The sequence below is a fragment of the Psychrobacter sp. TS_SC_6 genome, from assembly GCF_056156305.1.
On record NZ_CM149590.1, the window covers coordinates 1940883 to 1958281 of the forward strand.

Annotated in this window: 16 protein-coding genes; 13 read left to right on the forward strand and 3 right to left on the reverse strand. The window is 41.4% G+C overall.

The window, feature by feature from the left end; translation table 11 throughout:
- Positions 1 to 33: 33 nt before the first annotated feature.
- From AC0J5Y_RS08215 to purH, 5 genes are all read left to right on the forward strand, one after another.
- On the forward strand, positions 34 to 918 hold the full coding sequence (locus AC0J5Y_RS08215) for a tetratricopeptide repeat protein (RefSeq protein ID WP_475130249.1): 885 nt from the start codon (positions 34 to 36) through the stop codon (positions 916 to 918).
- A gap of 116 nt (positions 919 to 1034) precedes the next feature.
- Entirely contained in the window at positions 1035 to 1961 is a 927-nt protein-coding gene (prmA, locus tag AC0J5Y_RS08220) for a 50S ribosomal protein L11 methyltransferase (protein WP_475130250.1), read from the forward strand.
- A gap of 177 nt (positions 1962 to 2138) precedes the next feature.
- Entirely contained in the window at positions 2139 to 3389 is a 1251-nt protein-coding gene (locus AC0J5Y_RS08225) for a DUF3426 domain-containing protein (RefSeq protein WP_475130251.1), read from the forward strand.
- A gap of 216 nt (positions 3390 to 3605) precedes the next feature.
- A complete protein-coding gene (fis, locus tag AC0J5Y_RS08230; RefSeq protein WP_475132131.1) occupies positions 3606 to 3866 on the forward strand; it encodes a DNA-binding transcriptional regulator Fis in 261 nt (86 codons plus the stop codon).
- A 201-nt stretch (positions 3867 to 4067) separates the two neighbouring features.
- Positions 4068 to 5648 carry a bifunctional phosphoribosylaminoimidazolecarboxamide formyltransferase/IMP cyclohydrolase gene (gene purH / locus AC0J5Y_RS08235; protein WP_475130252.1) on the forward strand — a complete coding sequence of 527 codons (1581 nt, stop codon included), beginning with the start codon at positions 4068 to 4070 and terminating at the stop codon, positions 5646 to 5648.
- Positions 5649 to 5775: 127 nt separating this feature from the next.
- Here the strand turns inward: purH and AC0J5Y_RS08240 are convergent, their stop codons facing one another.
- Positions 5776 to 7650: a SurA N-terminal domain-containing protein gene (locus AC0J5Y_RS08240; RefSeq protein ID WP_475130253.1), complete on the reverse strand. Its 1875-nt coding sequence runs from the start codon at positions 7648 to 7650 to the stop codon at positions 5776 to 5778.
- A gap of 331 nt (positions 7651 to 7981) precedes the next feature.
- Complete coding sequence (locus AC0J5Y_RS08245) at positions 7982 to 8254, reverse strand: HU family DNA-binding protein (protein WP_011513979.1); 273 nt, start codon at positions 8252 to 8254, stop codon at positions 7982 to 7984.
- Between the two features lie 508 nt (positions 8255 to 8762).
- On the opposite strand from AC0J5Y_RS08245, the gene AC0J5Y_RS08250 reads away from it, so the two are divergent.
- From AC0J5Y_RS08250 to fdx, 8 genes are all read left to right on the forward strand, one after another.
- Positions 8763 to 9410, forward strand: coding sequence for a hypothetical protein (locus tag AC0J5Y_RS08250; protein ID WP_475130254.1), 648 nt, complete (start codon positions 8763 to 8765; stop codon positions 9408 to 9410).
- 378 nt (positions 9411 to 9788) lie between these two features.
- On the forward strand, positions 9789 to 10301 hold the full coding sequence (locus AC0J5Y_RS08255; RefSeq protein ID WP_011513981.1) for an Rrf2 family transcriptional regulator: 513 nt from the start codon (positions 9789 to 9791) through the stop codon (positions 10299 to 10301).
- Complete coding sequence (locus AC0J5Y_RS08260) at positions 10298 to 11524, forward strand: IscS subfamily cysteine desulfurase (RefSeq protein WP_475130255.1); 1227 nt, start codon at positions 10298 to 10300, stop codon at positions 11522 to 11524. The genes AC0J5Y_RS08255 and AC0J5Y_RS08260 overlap by 4 nt, the downstream gene beginning before the upstream one ends.
- A gap of 207 nt (positions 11525 to 11731) precedes the next feature.
- Positions 11732 to 12118: a Fe-S cluster assembly scaffold IscU gene (gene iscU / locus AC0J5Y_RS08265; RefSeq protein ID WP_011513983.1), complete on the forward strand. Its 387-nt coding sequence runs from the start codon at positions 11732 to 11734 to the stop codon at positions 12116 to 12118.
- A gap of 215 nt (positions 12119 to 12333) precedes the next feature.
- On the forward strand, positions 12334 to 12654 hold the full coding sequence (gene iscA, locus AC0J5Y_RS08270) for an iron-sulfur cluster assembly protein IscA (RefSeq protein ID WP_011280745.1): 321 nt from the start codon (positions 12334 to 12336) through the stop codon (positions 12652 to 12654).
- A gap of 59 nt (positions 12655 to 12713) precedes the next feature.
- The gene (gene hscB, locus AC0J5Y_RS08275; protein ID WP_475130256.1) at positions 12714 to 13295 is read left to right on the forward strand and encodes a Fe-S protein assembly co-chaperone HscB; all 582 of its coding nucleotides are present in this window, start codon (positions 12714 to 12716) and stop codon (positions 13293 to 13295) included.
- A gap of 104 nt (positions 13296 to 13399) precedes the next feature.
- A complete protein-coding gene (gene hscA, locus AC0J5Y_RS08280) occupies positions 13400 to 15277 on the forward strand; it encodes a Fe-S protein assembly chaperone HscA (protein WP_475130257.1) in 1878 nt (625 codons plus the stop codon).
- A gap of 97 nt (positions 15278 to 15374) precedes the next feature.
- Complete coding sequence (fdx, locus tag AC0J5Y_RS08285) at positions 15375 to 15713, forward strand: ISC system 2Fe-2S type ferredoxin (protein WP_133104469.1); 339 nt, start codon at positions 15375 to 15377, stop codon at positions 15711 to 15713.
- A gap of 142 nt (positions 15714 to 15855) precedes the next feature.
- Here the strand turns inward: fdx and AC0J5Y_RS08290 are convergent, their stop codons facing one another.
- Positions 15856 to 17274 (reverse strand): adenylate/guanylate cyclase domain-containing protein, encoded by a 1419-nt coding sequence (locus AC0J5Y_RS08290; RefSeq protein ID WP_475130258.1) that lies wholly within the window; start codon positions 17272 to 17274, stop codon positions 15856 to 15858.
- Between the last annotated feature and the right edge of the window lie 125 nt (positions 17275 to 17399).

The window sequence follows — 17399 nt, forward strand, 5'->3', positions numbered from 1 at the left end:
TTAAGATTTTTAAAACTTAAAAAGGGTTTTAATATGGCGTTATCTATATTGCAAGCGTTATTGACTCAGCAGACGATTGAAGTTCAGTCCAAAAAACAGCCAAAGCATTTGCATACAGCTCTTTTAATTAGCGCTTGTTTTGGCATGCTAAGCTTAAGTGCTTGTCAGACTGCACCAACTTCAATAAAAGCGCCCTCTGCTCAAACCTTACCATCAACCAGTAGTCAAAAAACGACGCAACCTGAACAATCCACAATAGTGACGCAAACCCCTAGCACTGATCATAGTGATTATGAAAGTGTTGAGAATACTGAAGCTGATGAGACTGATGATAATTATCCTATTGAGCCTTATCATCCACCTGTATCAATAGAGTCGCCAACAGAATCGGTAACAGAATCGGTAACAGAAAAGCCACCTGTAATCTTGGGGACTAATCAAAGCACGAGTCAAATTCCGGTCGTAACTCAGCCTAATACCGTCATTCTCACGCCTGCTCGTGAAGATGAAGTGATATTCGTGCCATCTATCCCGTCGCATAATGAGCTCCTAGAGCGTGCGCGGCAGAACTCGCAGCGCAGTCAGAAAATCACTAACAACAATAGCAACTTGCCCGCCTTTCGTAACCTGATGCAAGTGGGCACTAATCAATTAAAGGCAGGCAATCTCAATAGCGCTGAGAGCAGCTTTACCCGAGCTCAGCGTCTAGCACCCAAATCATCAGCAGTATATTTTTATCTTGCGCAAGTGGCACTCAAAAAAAACCAGCCACGCAAGGCTGAAGCAATGGGACGACGTGGCCTTAGTGTCTCTCAAGACAGCAGTCGCCGCCGTGCGCTATGGCAAATTATTCTACAGTCTGGACAAGCACAAGGTAATGCACGGGTGATAAAAGAAGCCAAACAAGCATTACGCTAATAGTGCTATCTTCTTGATTAACCATGACGATTGACTATATAAGCGCTAAAATAGGTTTTTATAGTCGATCGTTAATTTTTATTATCTATTTCTTATTTTGAAACAAGGTTACTTTTATGGCATGGCAACAACTGCACTTACAGTGTGAAAAAGACAACGTCGATCTCGCTGAAGCGCTATTATTAGAAGCAGGCGCACTATCTATTGCACTTGATGATGCAGGCGACCAACCTTTATTTGAGCCACTTCCTGGTGAATCACCATTATGGGACGAGGTGATTTTAACAGGGCTCTTCGATGCTACGATAGAGACTGGAACTCGTGATGTTATCGAGCAACTCAGTCATGAGATTGCAGCCCAAGTACAGGCGAGCCGTAGTTGGGTAAGTGCTGTCGATGACAAAGATTGGGAGCGTGAATGGATGTCCAATTATAAACCCATTGAGTGTGCCAATGACTTGTGGATTGTACCTAATTGGCTGACTCCTCCCAATCCTGGAGCGACCAATATTATTATGGATCCAGGCCTGGCATTTGGTACTGGCTACCATGCGACCACTCGCCTATGTCTTGATTGGCTAACTGAGCAAGACCTTACAGATAAAGTAGTGATTGATTATGGTTGCGGCTCAGGTATCTTGGGTATAGCCGCCTTATTGTTAGGAGCGCGCCACGTTTATGCCGTAGATATTGATCCTCAAGCAGTACTAGCAACCAATCAAAATGCGGCACGCAACTCGGTCGACAATTGTTTGCAAGCGTTTTTACCAGAGGACTTCACTGCATTTTGGCAACAGAAAAACATAGCGCCAGTAGAAGTGATGGTTGCCAATATTTTAGCCAAACCACTGATAGGTTTAGCACCTTATTTTGTCACCTTAATGGCACCAAAAAGTCGCATCGTCCTTGCCGGTTTGATTGAATCACAAACTGAGCAAGTAACCGAAGCGTATCAGCCTTATTTTGCGCTTGATCCTAAGCATGCTTTTACGGCACAAGAAGATCAACATTGGCAGAGATTGTCTGGTACATTTACAGGCTAGCAACATTAAATTACATCTGTTACGATAGAGTAGTAGTTAAATGTTGTGTATTTGGCGCTACTCTAGAGTTGCCTAGTTTATAATTAATGATACTTCAACAATGACAGTGAAGTAATTGGCAGCGGTTGGTGAGTGGCTATACGGTATTCCTACTGATACCTTTTTGGATTCAACCCTATGACCACACCCATTAAGACCCAGTGTCCTCATTGTCATACCATTTTTAATATAAAAAACACCCAGTTAAATCAAAAAACCGCGACAGTCTGTTGTGAATATTGCCAGCAAATGTTTTTGGTGAATAACAATCTTATCGTCACTGCTGATATAGACAGCAATCGTATGCTGACAGGTACAGAAGTTTCTAGCGAGCGTGATAAGAAAATTAATGACATAACCTCTCATAAGAAACATTCTATTTTAGCTGCTACAGACTCAAATGATACAGATATCCTAATTCATGACGATATGATACATGATGACATGATTCATGACGATATCGAGGCATTTGCTGATAAGAGTCTAGAATACGACTCACTAGATAATATGGATGCTTGGCTTACACAAGCCACTGATACCAAGAACACTGCCCAAAGCACTCTATCAGCAAGAAGTACTGTGAAAAAATTAGATAAACATTCAGATACATCCATTGATTTATTTGAAGAAATCTCTACCTCTACTAAGCATTCAAACCGCTCTCCTTCATCCGCAGAAGTGGCTTTAAGCTCAACGGCGGCTAACAGTATTCATGCCAATATTGATAATGATGCTGATGGCTCGTGGCTCGAAAAACTGCTGAAAGAACAGCACCCACCCGAAGATACGCCAACCAATGATACTGATTTATCGCAATTACTCATTAGCATGGGTGTCAACTTTAAAGAGGAAGACCGTAGTAAGGCGGTGCATGCCAAAAGACTACAAGCGCATGCCAAATTCTCACCAACACCATCCCATCGTTCAGTAGCTTCATTACTATGGACATTAGGCTGTTTGGTGCTAGTACTACTACTTTTTGCTCAGTACATTATGTTTAACTTAAATAACTTAGTTAAAAATCCTGCACATGCTCAACGCTTACAGACGATATGTGCGATTGCAGCTTGTAGCCTGCCCAGTGCTGACTTAACTGCATTAACTATGAGTGATATCAGATATCGACCCGGTCAAATAAACAGTGCAGCTGATTCTAGCGATATAAGTGCTACTCTAAATAACCAAAGCTCACAAGCACAGTTATATCCTCATATAAAAGTCAGTATATATGGTGCCCATGCACTGATTGGTGAGTTTATCGCTTCACCAGATAAGTACTTGGTTGGTAAACAAAATCAATTAGCTTCTAATGGTCGTAAGCAGTTACTCTTTACAGTACCTATTTCCAATGCTCAAATTAGTAAAATTGACATCAATCCCATTTACTGATCTCCGCTGACTGATGTTCGCTCATTAACCTCATCTTCTTAAGATGATCGCTGCTGATTTTGATATAATAACCAACGAGAGCCTCATGGTTTTACTCTTTAACCCCAAGGACATTATCTTATGACACCACAGGCACAGTATAATGCCAGTCATGTTAACAAAAGCGCTGGTAATCTTGATTATTATGAAAAGGACTACCATCGCTCAATCCGTGATGTGGAATCTGCTTTAGATCACACAGGTCATGCGCATGAGCCATTACGTATACATGTTGAACGTGTGGTACGTCAATATTTTGCAATGTTAGGTGATGAGATACCAACCGACTTATATGAGCTTATTTTAAAAGAGATAGAGCAACCTTTGCTGTCTGTGGTGCTAGAAAAGAGCCGCGGTAATCAAACTAAGTGTGCGCAGATTTTAGGTCTAAATCGCGGTACACTACGCAAAAAGCTCAAAATATATGGTTTAATGTAATACTATAAGTCATGTTTTTGACAAATCTGACTTATTAATAAGTCAGATTTGTCCTATTTATGACATACTTACCTACCCTAACCGATATTATATATGGCAGTTTGTAGTTTATGATCTTATCACTTACGATATGCTCTATACTGATTGTCATTGTTACCTTGCCAGACGTTTACGTCAGGCTTTTTTTATGGAATTTTTTTTATGAGCAAAGCCCCACTAGCACTACTGTCGGTCTCCAATAAATCCAATATCGTTGAGTTCGCTAAAGGTCTGATTAAAGCAGGTTTTGGTCTGTTATCGACTGGCGGTACTTTCCGTTTACTAACAGAGCATAATGTCGCTGTTACCGAAGTATCAGACTATACAAGTTTCCCTGAGATGATGGATGGTCGGGTTAAAACGCTTCATCCCAAGATTCACGGTGGCATTTTGGGCCGCCGTGGTACAGATGATGCCGTGATGAGTGAGCATGCGATTGAGCGTATTGATTTGGTAGTCGTAAACCTTTATCCATTTGCAGAAACGATTGCCCGTAGTGACGTTACCATGGCTGATGCTATCGAAAATATCGATATTGGCGGACCTACGATGGTGCGTTCAGCGGCAAAGAATCATGCACACGTTGGTATTGTGACTGATCCAGCTGACTATACACGTGTACTTGAAGCATTAGGAGATGGGACGACATTGACTCAGGCCTTACGCTACGATTTAGCGGTTAAAGCGTTTGAACATACGGCACAATACGACGGGATGATTGCCAACTTTCTAGGCAGCCGTGTTAATGAGGATCAAGAGCCGGAAGATTTTTCACGTACCTTTAACGTTCAGCTAGAAAAAGTGCAAGACCTGCGTTATGGTGAAAACCCGCATCAAAAAGCAGCGTTCTATGTGGAAAACAACGCTTTAAAAAGCAATCAAGCATCTATTGCTACTGCTAAGCAATTGCAAGGCAAAGCATTGTCTTATAACAATATCGCCGATACTGATGCCGCGCTTGAATGTGTAAAAGCTTTTAGTACGCCTGCCTGTGTGATTGTCAAGCATGCTAACCCTTGCGGCGTTGCTGTCGACACTGATCAAGTAGCAGCATATCGTACTGCCTTCAGTACCGATCCTGAATCTTCTTTCGGCGGCATTATCGCTTTTAACCGCCCGTTAACACTTGCTGCTGCTAAAGCCATTATCGACAATCAATTTGTTGAAGTCATCATCGCACCAAGTATCGAAGACGGTGTTCTAGAGGCGACTGCTTCAAAGAAAAACGTTCGTGTTTTAGTCTGCGGCGACTTGCCAGCACCTGAGCTACGTGACCGTCAGCTTGATTATAAGCGCGTTAATGGTGGCTTACTGGTGCAAGAGCAAGATTTGGGTTTAATTACCGCCAATGATTTAAAAATCGTCACAGACGTGCAACCAACCGAAGCGCAGATTGCTGATTTACTGTTTAGCTGGAACGTTGCAAAATACGTCAAATCTAACGCAATCGTTTATGCTAAAGGTCAGCGTACCATTGGTGTCGGTGCAGGTCAGATGAGCCGTGTTAACTCAGCCCGTATCGCTGCTATTAAAGCGGAGCACGCTGGACTTGCAACCGAAGGCGCAGTGATGGCATCTGATGCTTTCTTCCCATTCCGTGATGGTATCGATAACGCTGCCGAAGTAGGTATTGCGGCGATTATCCAACCGGGTGGCTCTATGCGTGATGATGAAACCATTGCTGCTGCAAATGAGCACGGTATCGCCATGGTATTCACGGGTATGCGTCATTTCCGTCATTAATTTGTGATTGAGCGCTATCCTCATTAAAAACTCATCCTCTTGAATAAACAAAAGCCACTGTATGATTACAGTGGCTTTTTAAATGTTTAAAAATAGATCTATTTAAAATGGATAGCGCATAAAGTACTTATCTCCCTTGAGCATTTTCCATATTGGCTTTATTAATCTCAACCTTATACATCAAACGCAAATAGTCTAAGTAATCTTGCAACTGATCTTGGCCTAAATTATCACGGATAATCGCTGCGGTTTGCGCTCTTTGCGCATCAGATAATGGCGATTGCTGCTCTGTTTTGATACGATCACCAACCAATACCGTTGCGCCCATTTCTGTTTTACTTGCTACGGCAACCACACCGTTCTCAGGTGCTTGCTTACTAAACGCTAAGCCGCGCTCTTTTTCCGTCAGCTGTGTAGTCTGACGGTTGATCTCACCAAGTGCTTGGAACGTTACCCCTTGCTTATTAATATCAGCGGTAGTTTTGATGCCAGCCGCAAGTTTTTTCGCATCATTTAACGCCAATTCACTGGCTTTTTGCTGACGTAATAACTGCGTGATTCTAGGCGTCGCAGCAGTTAAAGACAATGTTTTGCTCGGACGATAGTTACTTGGCTGCACCCATACTGTGCCATTGCCAACTTCGATACCGGCGGTAACCGCTTGGTCTTGAATGGTAAACTCATCAAACGCTTGTTTAATCACCGCTGGCTGGGCAAGGACAGATTTATTATTCTCTTTGCGGTAATCTTTAAGACGTTTTAATGACACATTTTCTTGCTGAGCAATATCTTCAATACTAAACCCATCTGCAGCTAAGTCATTAATTGCCGTTACTTTGTCAGCGTAGATTTCTTGACGCTTGTAGTCTTTTGCTTTGGCTATCAAATCATCACGCATACTCTCAAGGCTTGGTATCTTGTTACCATTATCTTCAGTCACGGTAAATATCTGATAACCAAAGCTGGTCTTCACTGGTACGCTGACATCGCCTACACTCAAACCTTCTAACGCTTTTTCTACTGCTGCAGCGTCATTGCCAAATACTGAGGGATTAAAGCGTCCGATATCACCGCCTGTTTCGCCTGATGGATCATCTGACTCAGCTTTAGCAACCTTTGCAAAGGCTTCACCTTTGGCAAGACGCGCTTTAATTTTATCAGCACGTACTTTGGCATCGCTACCAGTTAATAAGATTTGGCTGATTTTACGCTCATCGACGACGGCAAGGCTTTGCTTATAGACTTCGTACTGCTGCTGTAAGTCCTCTTTAGTCACCTCGTTGATTTGGATGGTCTGAGGGCTAAGCTGCAGGTAAGCCACATCGACCATAGCAGCGCTCTTTAGCGTGTCTTTATTGGCATCATAATATGCTTGGATGTCATTTTTACTCAATTTAACGTTTGACACATAATCTTGCCAATTAAAACGATGTAACCAGATATTGCGTGACTCTAGCTGTAAATCAATCAGCTGACTGACTGCTTTCATCGGGTATGCAGCAGTGCCAACGATACTGGCATTCAGCTGATCTAAGCTCAACTGATTGCGGAACTCAGAAAATAGCTGATCTTTGGTCATATTACGCTGACGTAAAAAGCTTGCAAACTGATCGTTTGAAAACTCGCCATCTGCACCTTTAAAGATTTCTTCTTGACGCAGTAGACGATTGATGGTGTCATCAGAGACTGTCATACCAAGCTTACCAGCCTGTTGCTCTAGCAAAGTACGGTCTATCAGACCTTTTAATACTTGCTCATGTAGCACATCTTCATTTAATAAACTGGCATCATCAACTTGCTCTAAAAGCTCAGTACGGCGATTGTTTACTGCCGTTTGATACTCTGATAGGCCGATACTCGCTTCCCCTACCTGAGCGATCTGATTGGGATCAACATTACCACCAAAGTAGCTTTCGACGCCCAATAGAGCGAGTGGCGATAGGCATAAAATCAATAAAATGCGACCCGGCCAGCTTTTTAAGAAATCGCGCAATTTATCCATAGTTATCTCTGCTTTATTAACCTATATTGATGAAAACCATTGTAATACTATTAATAATATCAACGCTCTACAAGCTGGCAATGGTAAGAAAATGGTAAAACTAAGAAGGGGTGCATTTAATTATGGTCGCTCAAGGCGGATAACACCGTCTTTGTTCGAACAACATCTCTGTCGCGCGCCCTATGATACGTGATTTTTGATGCAGACTCAAAATATTCAAGCGATATAATACAAACTATAGCACTAAAAAAAGCACCTAATATCTAGGTGCTTTTTTGATGAGTCGCTTATAGAAGATATAAACTGTCACCTGCTATTGCATAGCTATGGCTTAGTTCAAGCGCTCTTTTAGGTTCTTACCAGCTTTGAAGCTTGGTACTTTGCTAGCTGGGATACTTAGCTCTTCACCAGTCTTAGGGTTACGGCCAGTACGTGCTTTACGGTCTTTTACGCTAAAAGTACCAAAACCAACTAGTGAAATGCTATCGCCAGCTTCTAGAGCTTCGCCAACGCTTTCCATAACGGCATTCAATGCATCACCAGCTTGAGTCTTATTTAGACCACTTTTCTCAGCAATGCTATCAATTAATTCTGACTTGTTCATAAAATTTCCTTCAAGTTTTAGGGGGTAAAAAAACGCTCACGCCAAGCATTGTATCGCTCTCAGAGCACTTAAGCAATAAAAACCACTTGGCTCATGCATAAACAGGTTTTGCTTTGTTATCGCCTTTATAGCAAGGCAACATAAGGAGCGCAAGCAATTTTACATATTTTTGTGCACTCTACAACGTATTTGACACCCAATGTTACCTAAAGCTGATGCAATATTTTAATAATTTCGCTATTTTATCTTTTAAGTTATCTCTAAGTCTTCATGAATTGATGCAAGTACTTAAAGTGGTCTTTATAAATACTGCTTATGAATGGCAACTTCTAACACAGTAAATAAAAGAATTGTTGTCAGGTAATAATTTTACAACTGACAGAAACCAGCGTTACTTTTTATCATAAAGGCGTTACTATAAGCGCAATGTCATTGCACAATTTGGGTCGGTTTCAACCCTTACTTATCTTCTTATGTTTTATTTGAACAATAAAAACGGATTATCTACATGAAGCGTTCTACGTTGTCTCACTCTTTTCTTAATGTCATTTTGGTGTTTATCGAATCGGCGCTGACCCTATTGTTACGTTTAGATCCAGAACTCCGTAAAGCCGCTTATCCACTTGCTAAGCAAGAAACTGTCGTTGCGCTTAGATTATATCTACCACATGTAGAGGTGTTCGCTACTTTTAGTACCAAAGGCGTATTACTAGATGACAGGTTACCTATTGGTCGCAGTGAGCCTGACGTAGTGATAAATGCTTATAGCCTGCAAGTGATAAATGCCATTACCACGCATGATAGTGAAACAACTGAAAAGCTGCAAATGCGTGGTGAAACAGTACAGGTTCAGCTGGTTAAGCAGTTTATTATGCAGCTTGGTCTAGGTAGCTTAATTCAAGGCTTAATTAAAAAAATTAAGGGCGGGAAAAGCAAGCCCAAGCCGAGTGAAGCGGAAATGGCAGATAAAAAAGAAAGCTATAAGCTACGTATTAAAGAACAGCAAATCGAAATTACTACTTTGACCATCAAAAATCGTGAGCTCGAAACCGCTGTCAAGGAGCTACAAAGCAAACAAAAGACTTTTATCATCACGACAATAATTGCTTCTATTATTGCTCTTGCTGCCATCATTGCACTGTTTGTGATAAATTAATGTTCAAAACATAATCTGATGTATAGATGGTTTTTTAAAATATTTCTTAAGAGCGTTTGATATGACATATCGTCTATCAAGCGCTTTTTTCGTTTTATATCCAATCATTGTTTTTATCAATCATTGTCATTAATATCACTAACCATTCAACCACACTTTAATCTTGACTAAATTACTCAGGATTGAGTATAATTACCTTGTCGTTGCACACATCGGGTAAACCATCTGTTGTTTAATAACGATAAGACACACTTAGTCGACAGATGATTTTTCTTATCAGTAGCATAGCTATTCATATGTGACTGGCTATCTCAAACATCTGACCGAACTAAGAACGTTGTTAAATAAAATTATCCTTAAAAAGTTTGGAGATAACACATGCGTTTAACTACTCGAGGCAGATATGCCGTGACTGCTTTGCTAGATTTGGCATTACAAACCAGCCAACAAGAAAGCGCGGTGTCTTTATCCGATATTGCCAAGCGACAGTCCATTTCTATATCCTACCTCGAGCAGTTATTCTCAAAACTTCGTAAGCGTGGTTTGGTTACCAGTATTCGCGGTGCCGCTGGCGGTTACTATTTAGCAAAGCCGCTTGATCAGATTGATGTGATGAGTATCATCTCTGCTGTCGATGAATCGGTCAATGCCATGCAGTGTGAAGGACGCGGCGACTGCCAAGGTGGTACAATGTGTCTGACCCATGATTTGTGGTGTGCATTATCAAATCATGTAGAGCAGTACTTGAAAAATATAACATTAGCGCAATTATTAAACATGGAGCACGTGCAGTCTGTATCAGACCGGCAGCACAGCGATGCTCTAAAAGATATTTCTATAAAAGACATTAACACTATTACTTTATCGACCAGCGAGGCAAACCCAGCATGAGCCAACATAACACCCTTATTTATTTAGATTATGCCGCCACGACGCCAGTTGCTAAGTCAGTCGCTGCCAAGATGAGCGAATATCTGACGGTAGATGGCATCTTTGGTAACCCAGCATCACGCTCGCATGGCTACGGCTGGCAAGCAGAAGAAGCGGTAGAAACGGCTCGTCAGCAAGTTGCTGAGGTCATCAATGCTGATCCTCGTGAAATCGTCTTTACCTCTGGTGCGACAGAATCTGATAACTTAGCCATCAAAGGTGCGGCTCATTTTTATCAGTCTCGTGGTAAGCATATTATTACCAGTAAAATTGAGCATAAAGCGGTATTAGATACTTGCCGTGAGCTTGAGCAAGAAGGTTTTGAGATTACGTATCTTGAGCCGCAGCCAAGCACTGGTATGATTTTACCAGAGCAAGTGAAAGCTGCTTTACGTGAAGATACGATTCTAGTATCACTCATGATGGTGAATAATGAGCTTGGTACGGTGACTGATGTTGCAGCGATTGGTGAAATCACGCGCGAAGCAGGTGTTATCTTTCACGTTGATGGCGCACAATCTGTCGGTAAAGTACTTATCAATCTGGCAGAGATGAAAATTGACCTAATGAGTTTCTCAGGTCATAAAGCTTATGGTCCTAAGGGTATTGGTGCCCTATTTGTTAGTCGCAAGCCGCGTATTCGCCTAAAAGCCGAGCAGCATGGCGGTGGTCATGAGCGTGGTATGCGTTCAGGTACTTTGCCGACTCACCAAATCGTGGGTCTTGGGGCGGCATTTGAGTTAGCCAATGAGCGCTATCAAGAAGACCATGCCCATGCGGCAAAATTACGCCAAAAACTGTGGGATGGTCTACAAGATATTGAAGAGATTTATCTAAATGGTGACTTAGAAAACAGTGTACCTAATATTGTAAATATCAGCTTTAACTTTGTTGAAGGCGAATCATTAATGATGTCGCTAAAAGACTTAGCGGTATCATCAGGTTCAGCTTGTACGTCAGCGACTCTTGAGCCATCTTATGTGCTGCGCGCTATTGGTCGCCCAGACGAGTTGGCACATAGCTCAATCAGATTTAGCTTTGGTCGTTATACTACTGAAGAAGATATCGATACGGTTATCAGCCAGATGCATCAAGCCGTTGATAAATTACGTGCGCTATCGCCACTTTGGGATATGTATCAAGAAGGCGTTGATTTAGATTCAGTAGAATGGTCTGAGCACTAATACTCAATTTAAGCTTTATAATTTAAAAAATAATGGCAACAGTGATATTTTTATCTACTTTTTCTATTAAACATAAAAATATCGCCATAGTTAACGAATCAGACAATTCTACATTAAGTGTTTGACCCCAATTATCGATGAGCCAGTAACCTATTAACAAAGACAGCCATTAAATGACGGCTCATCATCTAACCAGGAGAAAACCCCATGGCCTATAGTGACCAAGTTATTGATCATTACGAAAATCCACGCAACGTTGGCAATCTTGATAAAAATGCCAAAAATGTCGGCACTGGTATGGTCGGCGCACCAGCCTGTGGTGATGTCATGCGTTTACAAATCCAAGTCGATGATAACGGTATTATCGAAGATGCACGTTTCAAAACTTACGGTTGTGGTTCAGCCATTGCGTCAAGCTCGCTCGTTACTGAGTGGCTAAAAGGCAAAAGCTTGGATCAAGCTGGTGAAATTAAGAATAGCCACATTGCTGAAGAATTGGCATTACCACCCGTAAAAGTGCATTGCTCAGTCCTTGCAGAAGATGCTATCAAAGCGGCTATCAGTGATTATAAAGGCAAGCATGTTCCTGCTTAAGCTTAGCTGTCTTTAAAACGACTAGCTATATTAAGTAGTATATAAGCAGTTTACTATATAGTATTTAGCAACTTGTTCTCTGTATAAAAGCGCAAGCTGCCAAAAAGCAGCTAACGCCAAGGAGGTGACAATGACGCTTATGTAATTGTCACCTTTTTATTTCATTACTTATTTTGAATTTTTATCCCTATTATTGATAGTCAATGGGAGTTGGCATGATTGAAATGACAGAACGCGCCGCTCAACATGTGCGTGAGTTTTTGGACAATCGCGGTAAAGGCGAAGGCATACGCGTAGGTATTCGTACGGCAGGATGTTCAGGCTTAGCTTATGTATTAGAGTTCGTCGATATCCCTGACGAAAATGACACCCGTTATGAGAGCCTTGGTGTTAGTATTTTTATTGACCCTAAAAGCTTGGTATATCTCGATGGTTTGTTAATGGATTATGAAAAAGAAGGCCTCAATGAAGGCTTTAAATTTAGCAATCCTAACCAGAAAGGCGAATGTGGCTGCGGTGAATCCTTTACAGTATAAGCGTTTTATTAAATTAAATATAAGCCCTTAAAATAATAAATAAAATAAAGGCAGACGATATGACAGACACCGTATTAGAACCGCAGTTTGATAATTTTTTTGCCTTATTTGAGCAGCCTGTGCAGTTTGATATTGTACAAGACAATTTGGATCAGCGTTTACGTCTTTTGCAAAAACGCTATCATCCTGACAATGTCGCAAAAAATGTAGCTAATATCACAAAGGCGAAGCAGCAATCTGAGCAAGCATCAGCGCTTATTAATCAGGGCTATCAAACTCTGAGTTCGCCTGATAGTCGAGCCAGCTACTTGCTAGATATGGCAGGTCAAGCGCAAAGCCTAGAGCATTCCATCGCCGATCTAGATTTTTTAGAAGACGCTATGGAAATGCGTATGGATTTGGACGACGCTATTGGTGGTCAAGACATAGCGACGCTAAAGCAGTTATATCCACAGATTACAGAACGTCTAGCAAAGCAGTCAGCAAGCTTTAAAAATGCTTATAAGACTCAAGACTGGCAAACCGCTATTGGTTCGACCCAAAAGTTGAAGTTTTTGGTAAAGTTAAATGCTGACGTCTTGACAGCCATTGATGGAATTTCAGCGGCTACACATTTAGATGACGATGATTTATATGTGTAATTGATTCGCCTATTTATAGCAAAACTGTTTTATGTTGTAATGATGGTAGTCGATCTATCGTCCTTGTATCATCTCACTTATTCATTTTATCTTTGAGTTATCTTATGTCCTTAATGCAAATTGCTGAACCCAATCAAAGCACCCGCCCTCATGAGCATCGTTTTGGCCTAGGCATTGACCTTGGTACGACACGCTCACTGGTCGCCGTGGTACGCTCAGGCAAGGCACAAGTTTTGCAAGCAAGCACAGCGACAGATACCTTGTTGCCTTCTGTGGTGTATTATCCAAGTGAAGGTAGCCCATTGGTTGGTTCGGATGCCCTCGCCCACGTAGTAGATGATCCAAAAAATACCATCATTTCAGCCAAGCGCTTTATGGGTCGTAGCCAAGCTGATATCAAATTCTCTCATCCTTATGAGCTAAGTGGTGGCAAAGATGAGATGCCCGCTTTTGTCACTGCACAAGGATCAGTGTCTCCTGTTGAAGTGTCAGCGCGTATCTTAGCAGCGCTTGAACAGCGTGCTGCTAGCGCATTGCCTGAGGATAGTATTCAAGGTGCCGTCATTACTGTGCCTGCCTATTTTGATGAAGCACAGCGTCAAGCGACTAAAGATGCTGCTCAAGCAGCAGGTATCAAGGTACTGCGTCTACTAAATGAGCCTACTGCTGCTGCGGTTGCTTATGGTCTCGACCAAGAGACTGATGCGGGCGTTGAAAAACATTACCTTATATATGATTTGGGCGGCGGTACGTTTGATGTGTCTATTTTAAAGCTAAACGATGGTGTTTTTGAGGTGCTAGCGACAGGTGGTAACAGTGCACTTGGTGGCGATGATATCGATCGCTTATTGACCAATTGGCTGATCAAGCAGTTGAACATCGATCCTAAAGACGTCAGTTTGCATGATAAGTCAATCCTTGCTCAACAAGCCAAAGCTTATAAGCAAGCACTGACGGATGCTGAGCAAGTTGAGATTGATATCATCGTGAATGAGCAATCTTTTAAGGGCATATTGCGCCGTGAAGATTTATTAGCGATTGCAGACCCAGTCAATCGCCGCACTTTAAGCGTTTGCGAACAAGTATTACGTGATGCTAAACTTTCAACATCTGACTTAGATGAAGTTATTTTAGTTGGCGGCTCGACCCGCATGCCTGCTGTTAAACAAGTGGTTACTGATTTTTTTGCAAAGCAGCCACTTTGTCGAATAAATCCAGATGAAGTCGTTGCTTTAGGTGCGGCACAAACTGCACATCAACTGGTCAACGGTGATAGTGATAATAATTTATTGTTGTTAGATATCACTCCGCTATCGCTTGGTCTTGAAACCATGGGCGGTTTGGTTGAGGTACTTATCCCGCGTAATACCCCTATTCCAGTTAAGAAACGCCAAATATTTACCACTTATCAAGATGGCCAGACTGGCATGGTGATTCATGTGGTACAAGGTGAGCGCGAGACTGTCGATAACTGTCGTTCACTGGGACGCTTTGAGCTATATGGCATTCCGCCCATGAAAGCGGGATTTGCCCGTATTGAAGTGACTTTTAGCATTGATGCTAATGGGCAGCTAACAGTGAGTGCACAGGAAACCACTACCAAGACCGAAAATAAAATTGAGATTGTGCCTTCTTATGGCTTGTCTGATGAACAAAAAGAACAGTTACTAATTGCAGGATTTAAATACGCTGAAGAAGACAAAAACGCGCGCTCATTGATTGAAACCAAGGTTGAAGCAGAACGTGAGATACTGGCCCTGCAATCGGCATTGAAAGATTTTGACGCTTTGCTTTCAGAAGATACTAAGCAGTCTTTGGCACACACTATGCAAGACTTGCAAGCTGCGCTTGATACCAATGACTTAACCCTTATTGATGCAAAAAAACTGGTGCTTAAACCTCATAGCGATGCCTTTGCTGCTCTTATCATGAATCAAAGTGTCAAGACCAGTATGGCAGGTACCAGCGCCCAAGACTGGTAAAAGAAAGGCTTTATCATATTTCTGATGTGTCAAATTAAGCACGTTTTTATACTTTTAGATGTTATTTTAAATGGATTAGCACCGGATAGACTACCTTATGCCAAAAATCACCGTATTACCCCATCACGAAATTTGCCCCAAAGGCATCGAAGTTGAATTAGCAGCAGGCGAAAATTTATGTAAAGCCTTACTCGAAAAAGGCATCAAGATCGAACATGCTTGCGAGATGTCAAAAGCTTGTACAACTTGCCATGTCGTCGTACGCAAAGGCTTTAATAGCTTGGATGAGATGGATGATATCGAAGCCGACTTACTTGATCGTGCTTGGGGGCTGGAGCCTGATTCACGCTTGTCCTGCCAGGTGATGCTTGAGGATGACGATTTAGTCATTGAGATTCCTAAGTACACTTTGAACCATGCTAAAGAAAATCACTAATTATTGATGACTTTATACTCATAAAAAAGCCAACTATATCTTATAGCTGGCTTTTCCTATTCTAATATCTGATACTTTAAGTAGTCACAATCTATCCATGAGCAAAGAAAATTATTTACTATCATAATGCTATTGCTATAAATTATTTATGCTTCCCTTCTTTTTTACTGGCTTTACTTATTTCAATAGCAACTGCTTCTTCTTCTTGGGCAATGCGTTCAAGTGCAAGGTTTAGACGAATTCTGATATCTTGATAATCAATATCTTGCATGTCTCTAAAATTTAAATGCAGGTTAAAACCTGGTAGCGTATGGTCGATCCATTTTGATAGTTTTCCTTTATTCTCATCAGGATCCAATACTTTCCAAGCGCTTATTTTATTATCGAATCCTTTTAACTGAAAAGCACCTGCATATTCACAGTCAAAATCATGAGCGATATAGTCGTGAGTGCTTTCGCTGATGTATATTTCACCCTTACCAGCGACTGCTTCCAGCCTTGAAGCCAGATTAGCTTCTTTGCCAATAAGCGTGTAGCTCAGACGATTATTACTACCAAAGTTACCTACATGACAGTAGCCTGTGGTAATACCTACGCGTATATGTAATCCCTCGAAACCCATCAGTCGCCATTTTTGCCGCAGTGTGCGCATCTCACGGCGCATATCTATTGCCATAGCTACACAGTCTAGGGCATCTTGACGAGGACCACGGCTACTCGGCTCACCAAAAAAGCAGACCATACCATCGCCGATAAACTTATCTAGTACTGCCCCATGTTTATTGGCAATCAAGGTCATACAGTGCATATAAGTGTTTAAAATATCGGCCAAATTATCTGCACTTAAGCTATCAGACAGTTCAGTAAAACCAACAATATCTGAAAACATAATCGTCAGCTTAGCCCGTTTATTAGCGACGGCAACTGGACTATCCGCTTTAACAATAGGTTCCCATACTTGCGGTGGTACGAAACGTGTTAACTTATTGATTACCGACACCATCGTACTTAAGCGCCCAGCCACTTGCTCAGCCCGTGCCTCATAATGAATATACTCATAATATATATGGCGAAAGTGATAAAGCATTACGAGCATCGTTGCTAGCAAGATGATAGGCGTTATCCAAGTGGTGTGACAATCTATCTCGGCACTACTCAAAATGACACTAACGTAGTAAAAAACAATGATGGTAACGATGGATACAGAAAACAGCTTTAGATGATCCTCAGGGCTGCTAATAATAATACGCAATCCGATCAACGACGCTAAACTTAATGAGATAATGGGACAAAACTGAATGGAACCAATAACAGAAGACAATAAAATAATAACGATATTAGACGTCCAAAAGCTTTTTTGACGACGAAAGTTATAAATTAAAATCATGAGGCTAGGTAAGCAGACAACGATTAAAAGGGCCATCGAAGTTGGACTGAAGTCAAAATGGATAGCGAGCAGTATTACGCTGAGTATGAGAACAAAAATTTCAGGATAATCAAATCGACAGACATCAGCACCTTGTATAGATTTTTTTGGGCTAAAGGTGTCTAAAAGTGCCATGAGAGCTATTCGCTTAAATCAGTAAAATCATTGAAAGTACTCATAAAGATAGTATAAATAATGTACCTTATCCTTATAAAAAATATTTATGCTTATAAATAATATAAGAGAAATTAAACAGTTAA

Excerpts from the sequence above, each read along its gene's own strand:
- AC0J5Y_RS08255 (WP_011513981.1), top strand. The coding sequence starts at position 9,789 with ATGCGTTTAACTACTCGAGGCAGATATGCCGTGACTGCTTTGCTAGAT.
- AC0J5Y_RS08260 (WP_475130255.1), top strand. The coding sequence starts at position 10,298 with ATGAGCCAACATAACACCCTTATTTATTTAGATTATGCCGCCACGACG.
- AC0J5Y_RS08245 (WP_011513979.1), bottom strand. The coding sequence starts at position 8,254 with ATGAACAAGTCAGAATTAATTGATAGCATTGCTGAGAAAAGTGGTCTA.
- hscA (WP_475130257.1), top strand. The coding sequence starts at position 13,400 with ATGTCCTTAATGCAAATTGCTGAACCCAATCAAAGCACCCGCCCTCAT.
- AC0J5Y_RS08290 (WP_475130258.1), bottom strand. The coding sequence starts at position 17,274 with ATGGCACTTTTAGACACCTTTAGCCCAAAAAAATCTATACAAGGTGCT.
- AC0J5Y_RS08250 (WP_475130254.1), top strand. The coding sequence starts at position 8,763 with ATGAAGCGTTCTACGTTGTCTCACTCTTTTCTTAATGTCATTTTGGTG.
- purH (WP_475130252.1), top strand. The coding sequence starts at position 4,068 with ATGAGCAAAGCCCCACTAGCACTACTGTCGGTCTCCAATAAATCCAAT.
- prmA (WP_475130250.1), top strand. The coding sequence starts at position 1,035 with ATGGCATGGCAACAACTGCACTTACAGTGTGAAAAAGACAACGTCGAT.
- iscU (WP_011513983.1), top strand. The coding sequence starts at position 11,732 with ATGGCCTATAGTGACCAAGTTATTGATCATTACGAAAATCCACGCAAC.
- AC0J5Y_RS08215 (WP_475130249.1), top strand. The coding sequence starts at position 34 with ATGGCGTTATCTATATTGCAAGCGTTATTGACTCAGCAGACGATTGAA.
- hscB (WP_475130256.1), top strand. The coding sequence starts at position 12,714 with ATGACAGACACCGTATTAGAACCGCAGTTTGATAATTTTTTTGCCTTA.
- AC0J5Y_RS08225 (WP_475130251.1), top strand. The coding sequence starts at position 2,139 with ATGACCACACCCATTAAGACCCAGTGTCCTCATTGTCATACCATTTTT.
- fdx (WP_133104469.1), top strand. The coding sequence starts at position 15,375 with ATGCCAAAAATCACCGTATTACCCCATCACGAAATTTGCCCCAAAGGC.
- iscA (WP_011280745.1), top strand. The coding sequence starts at position 12,334 with ATGATTGAAATGACAGAACGCGCCGCTCAACATGTGCGTGAGTTTTTG.
- AC0J5Y_RS08240 (WP_475130253.1), bottom strand. The coding sequence starts at position 7,650 with ATGGATAAATTGCGCGATTTCTTAAAAAGCTGGCCGGGTCGCATTTTA.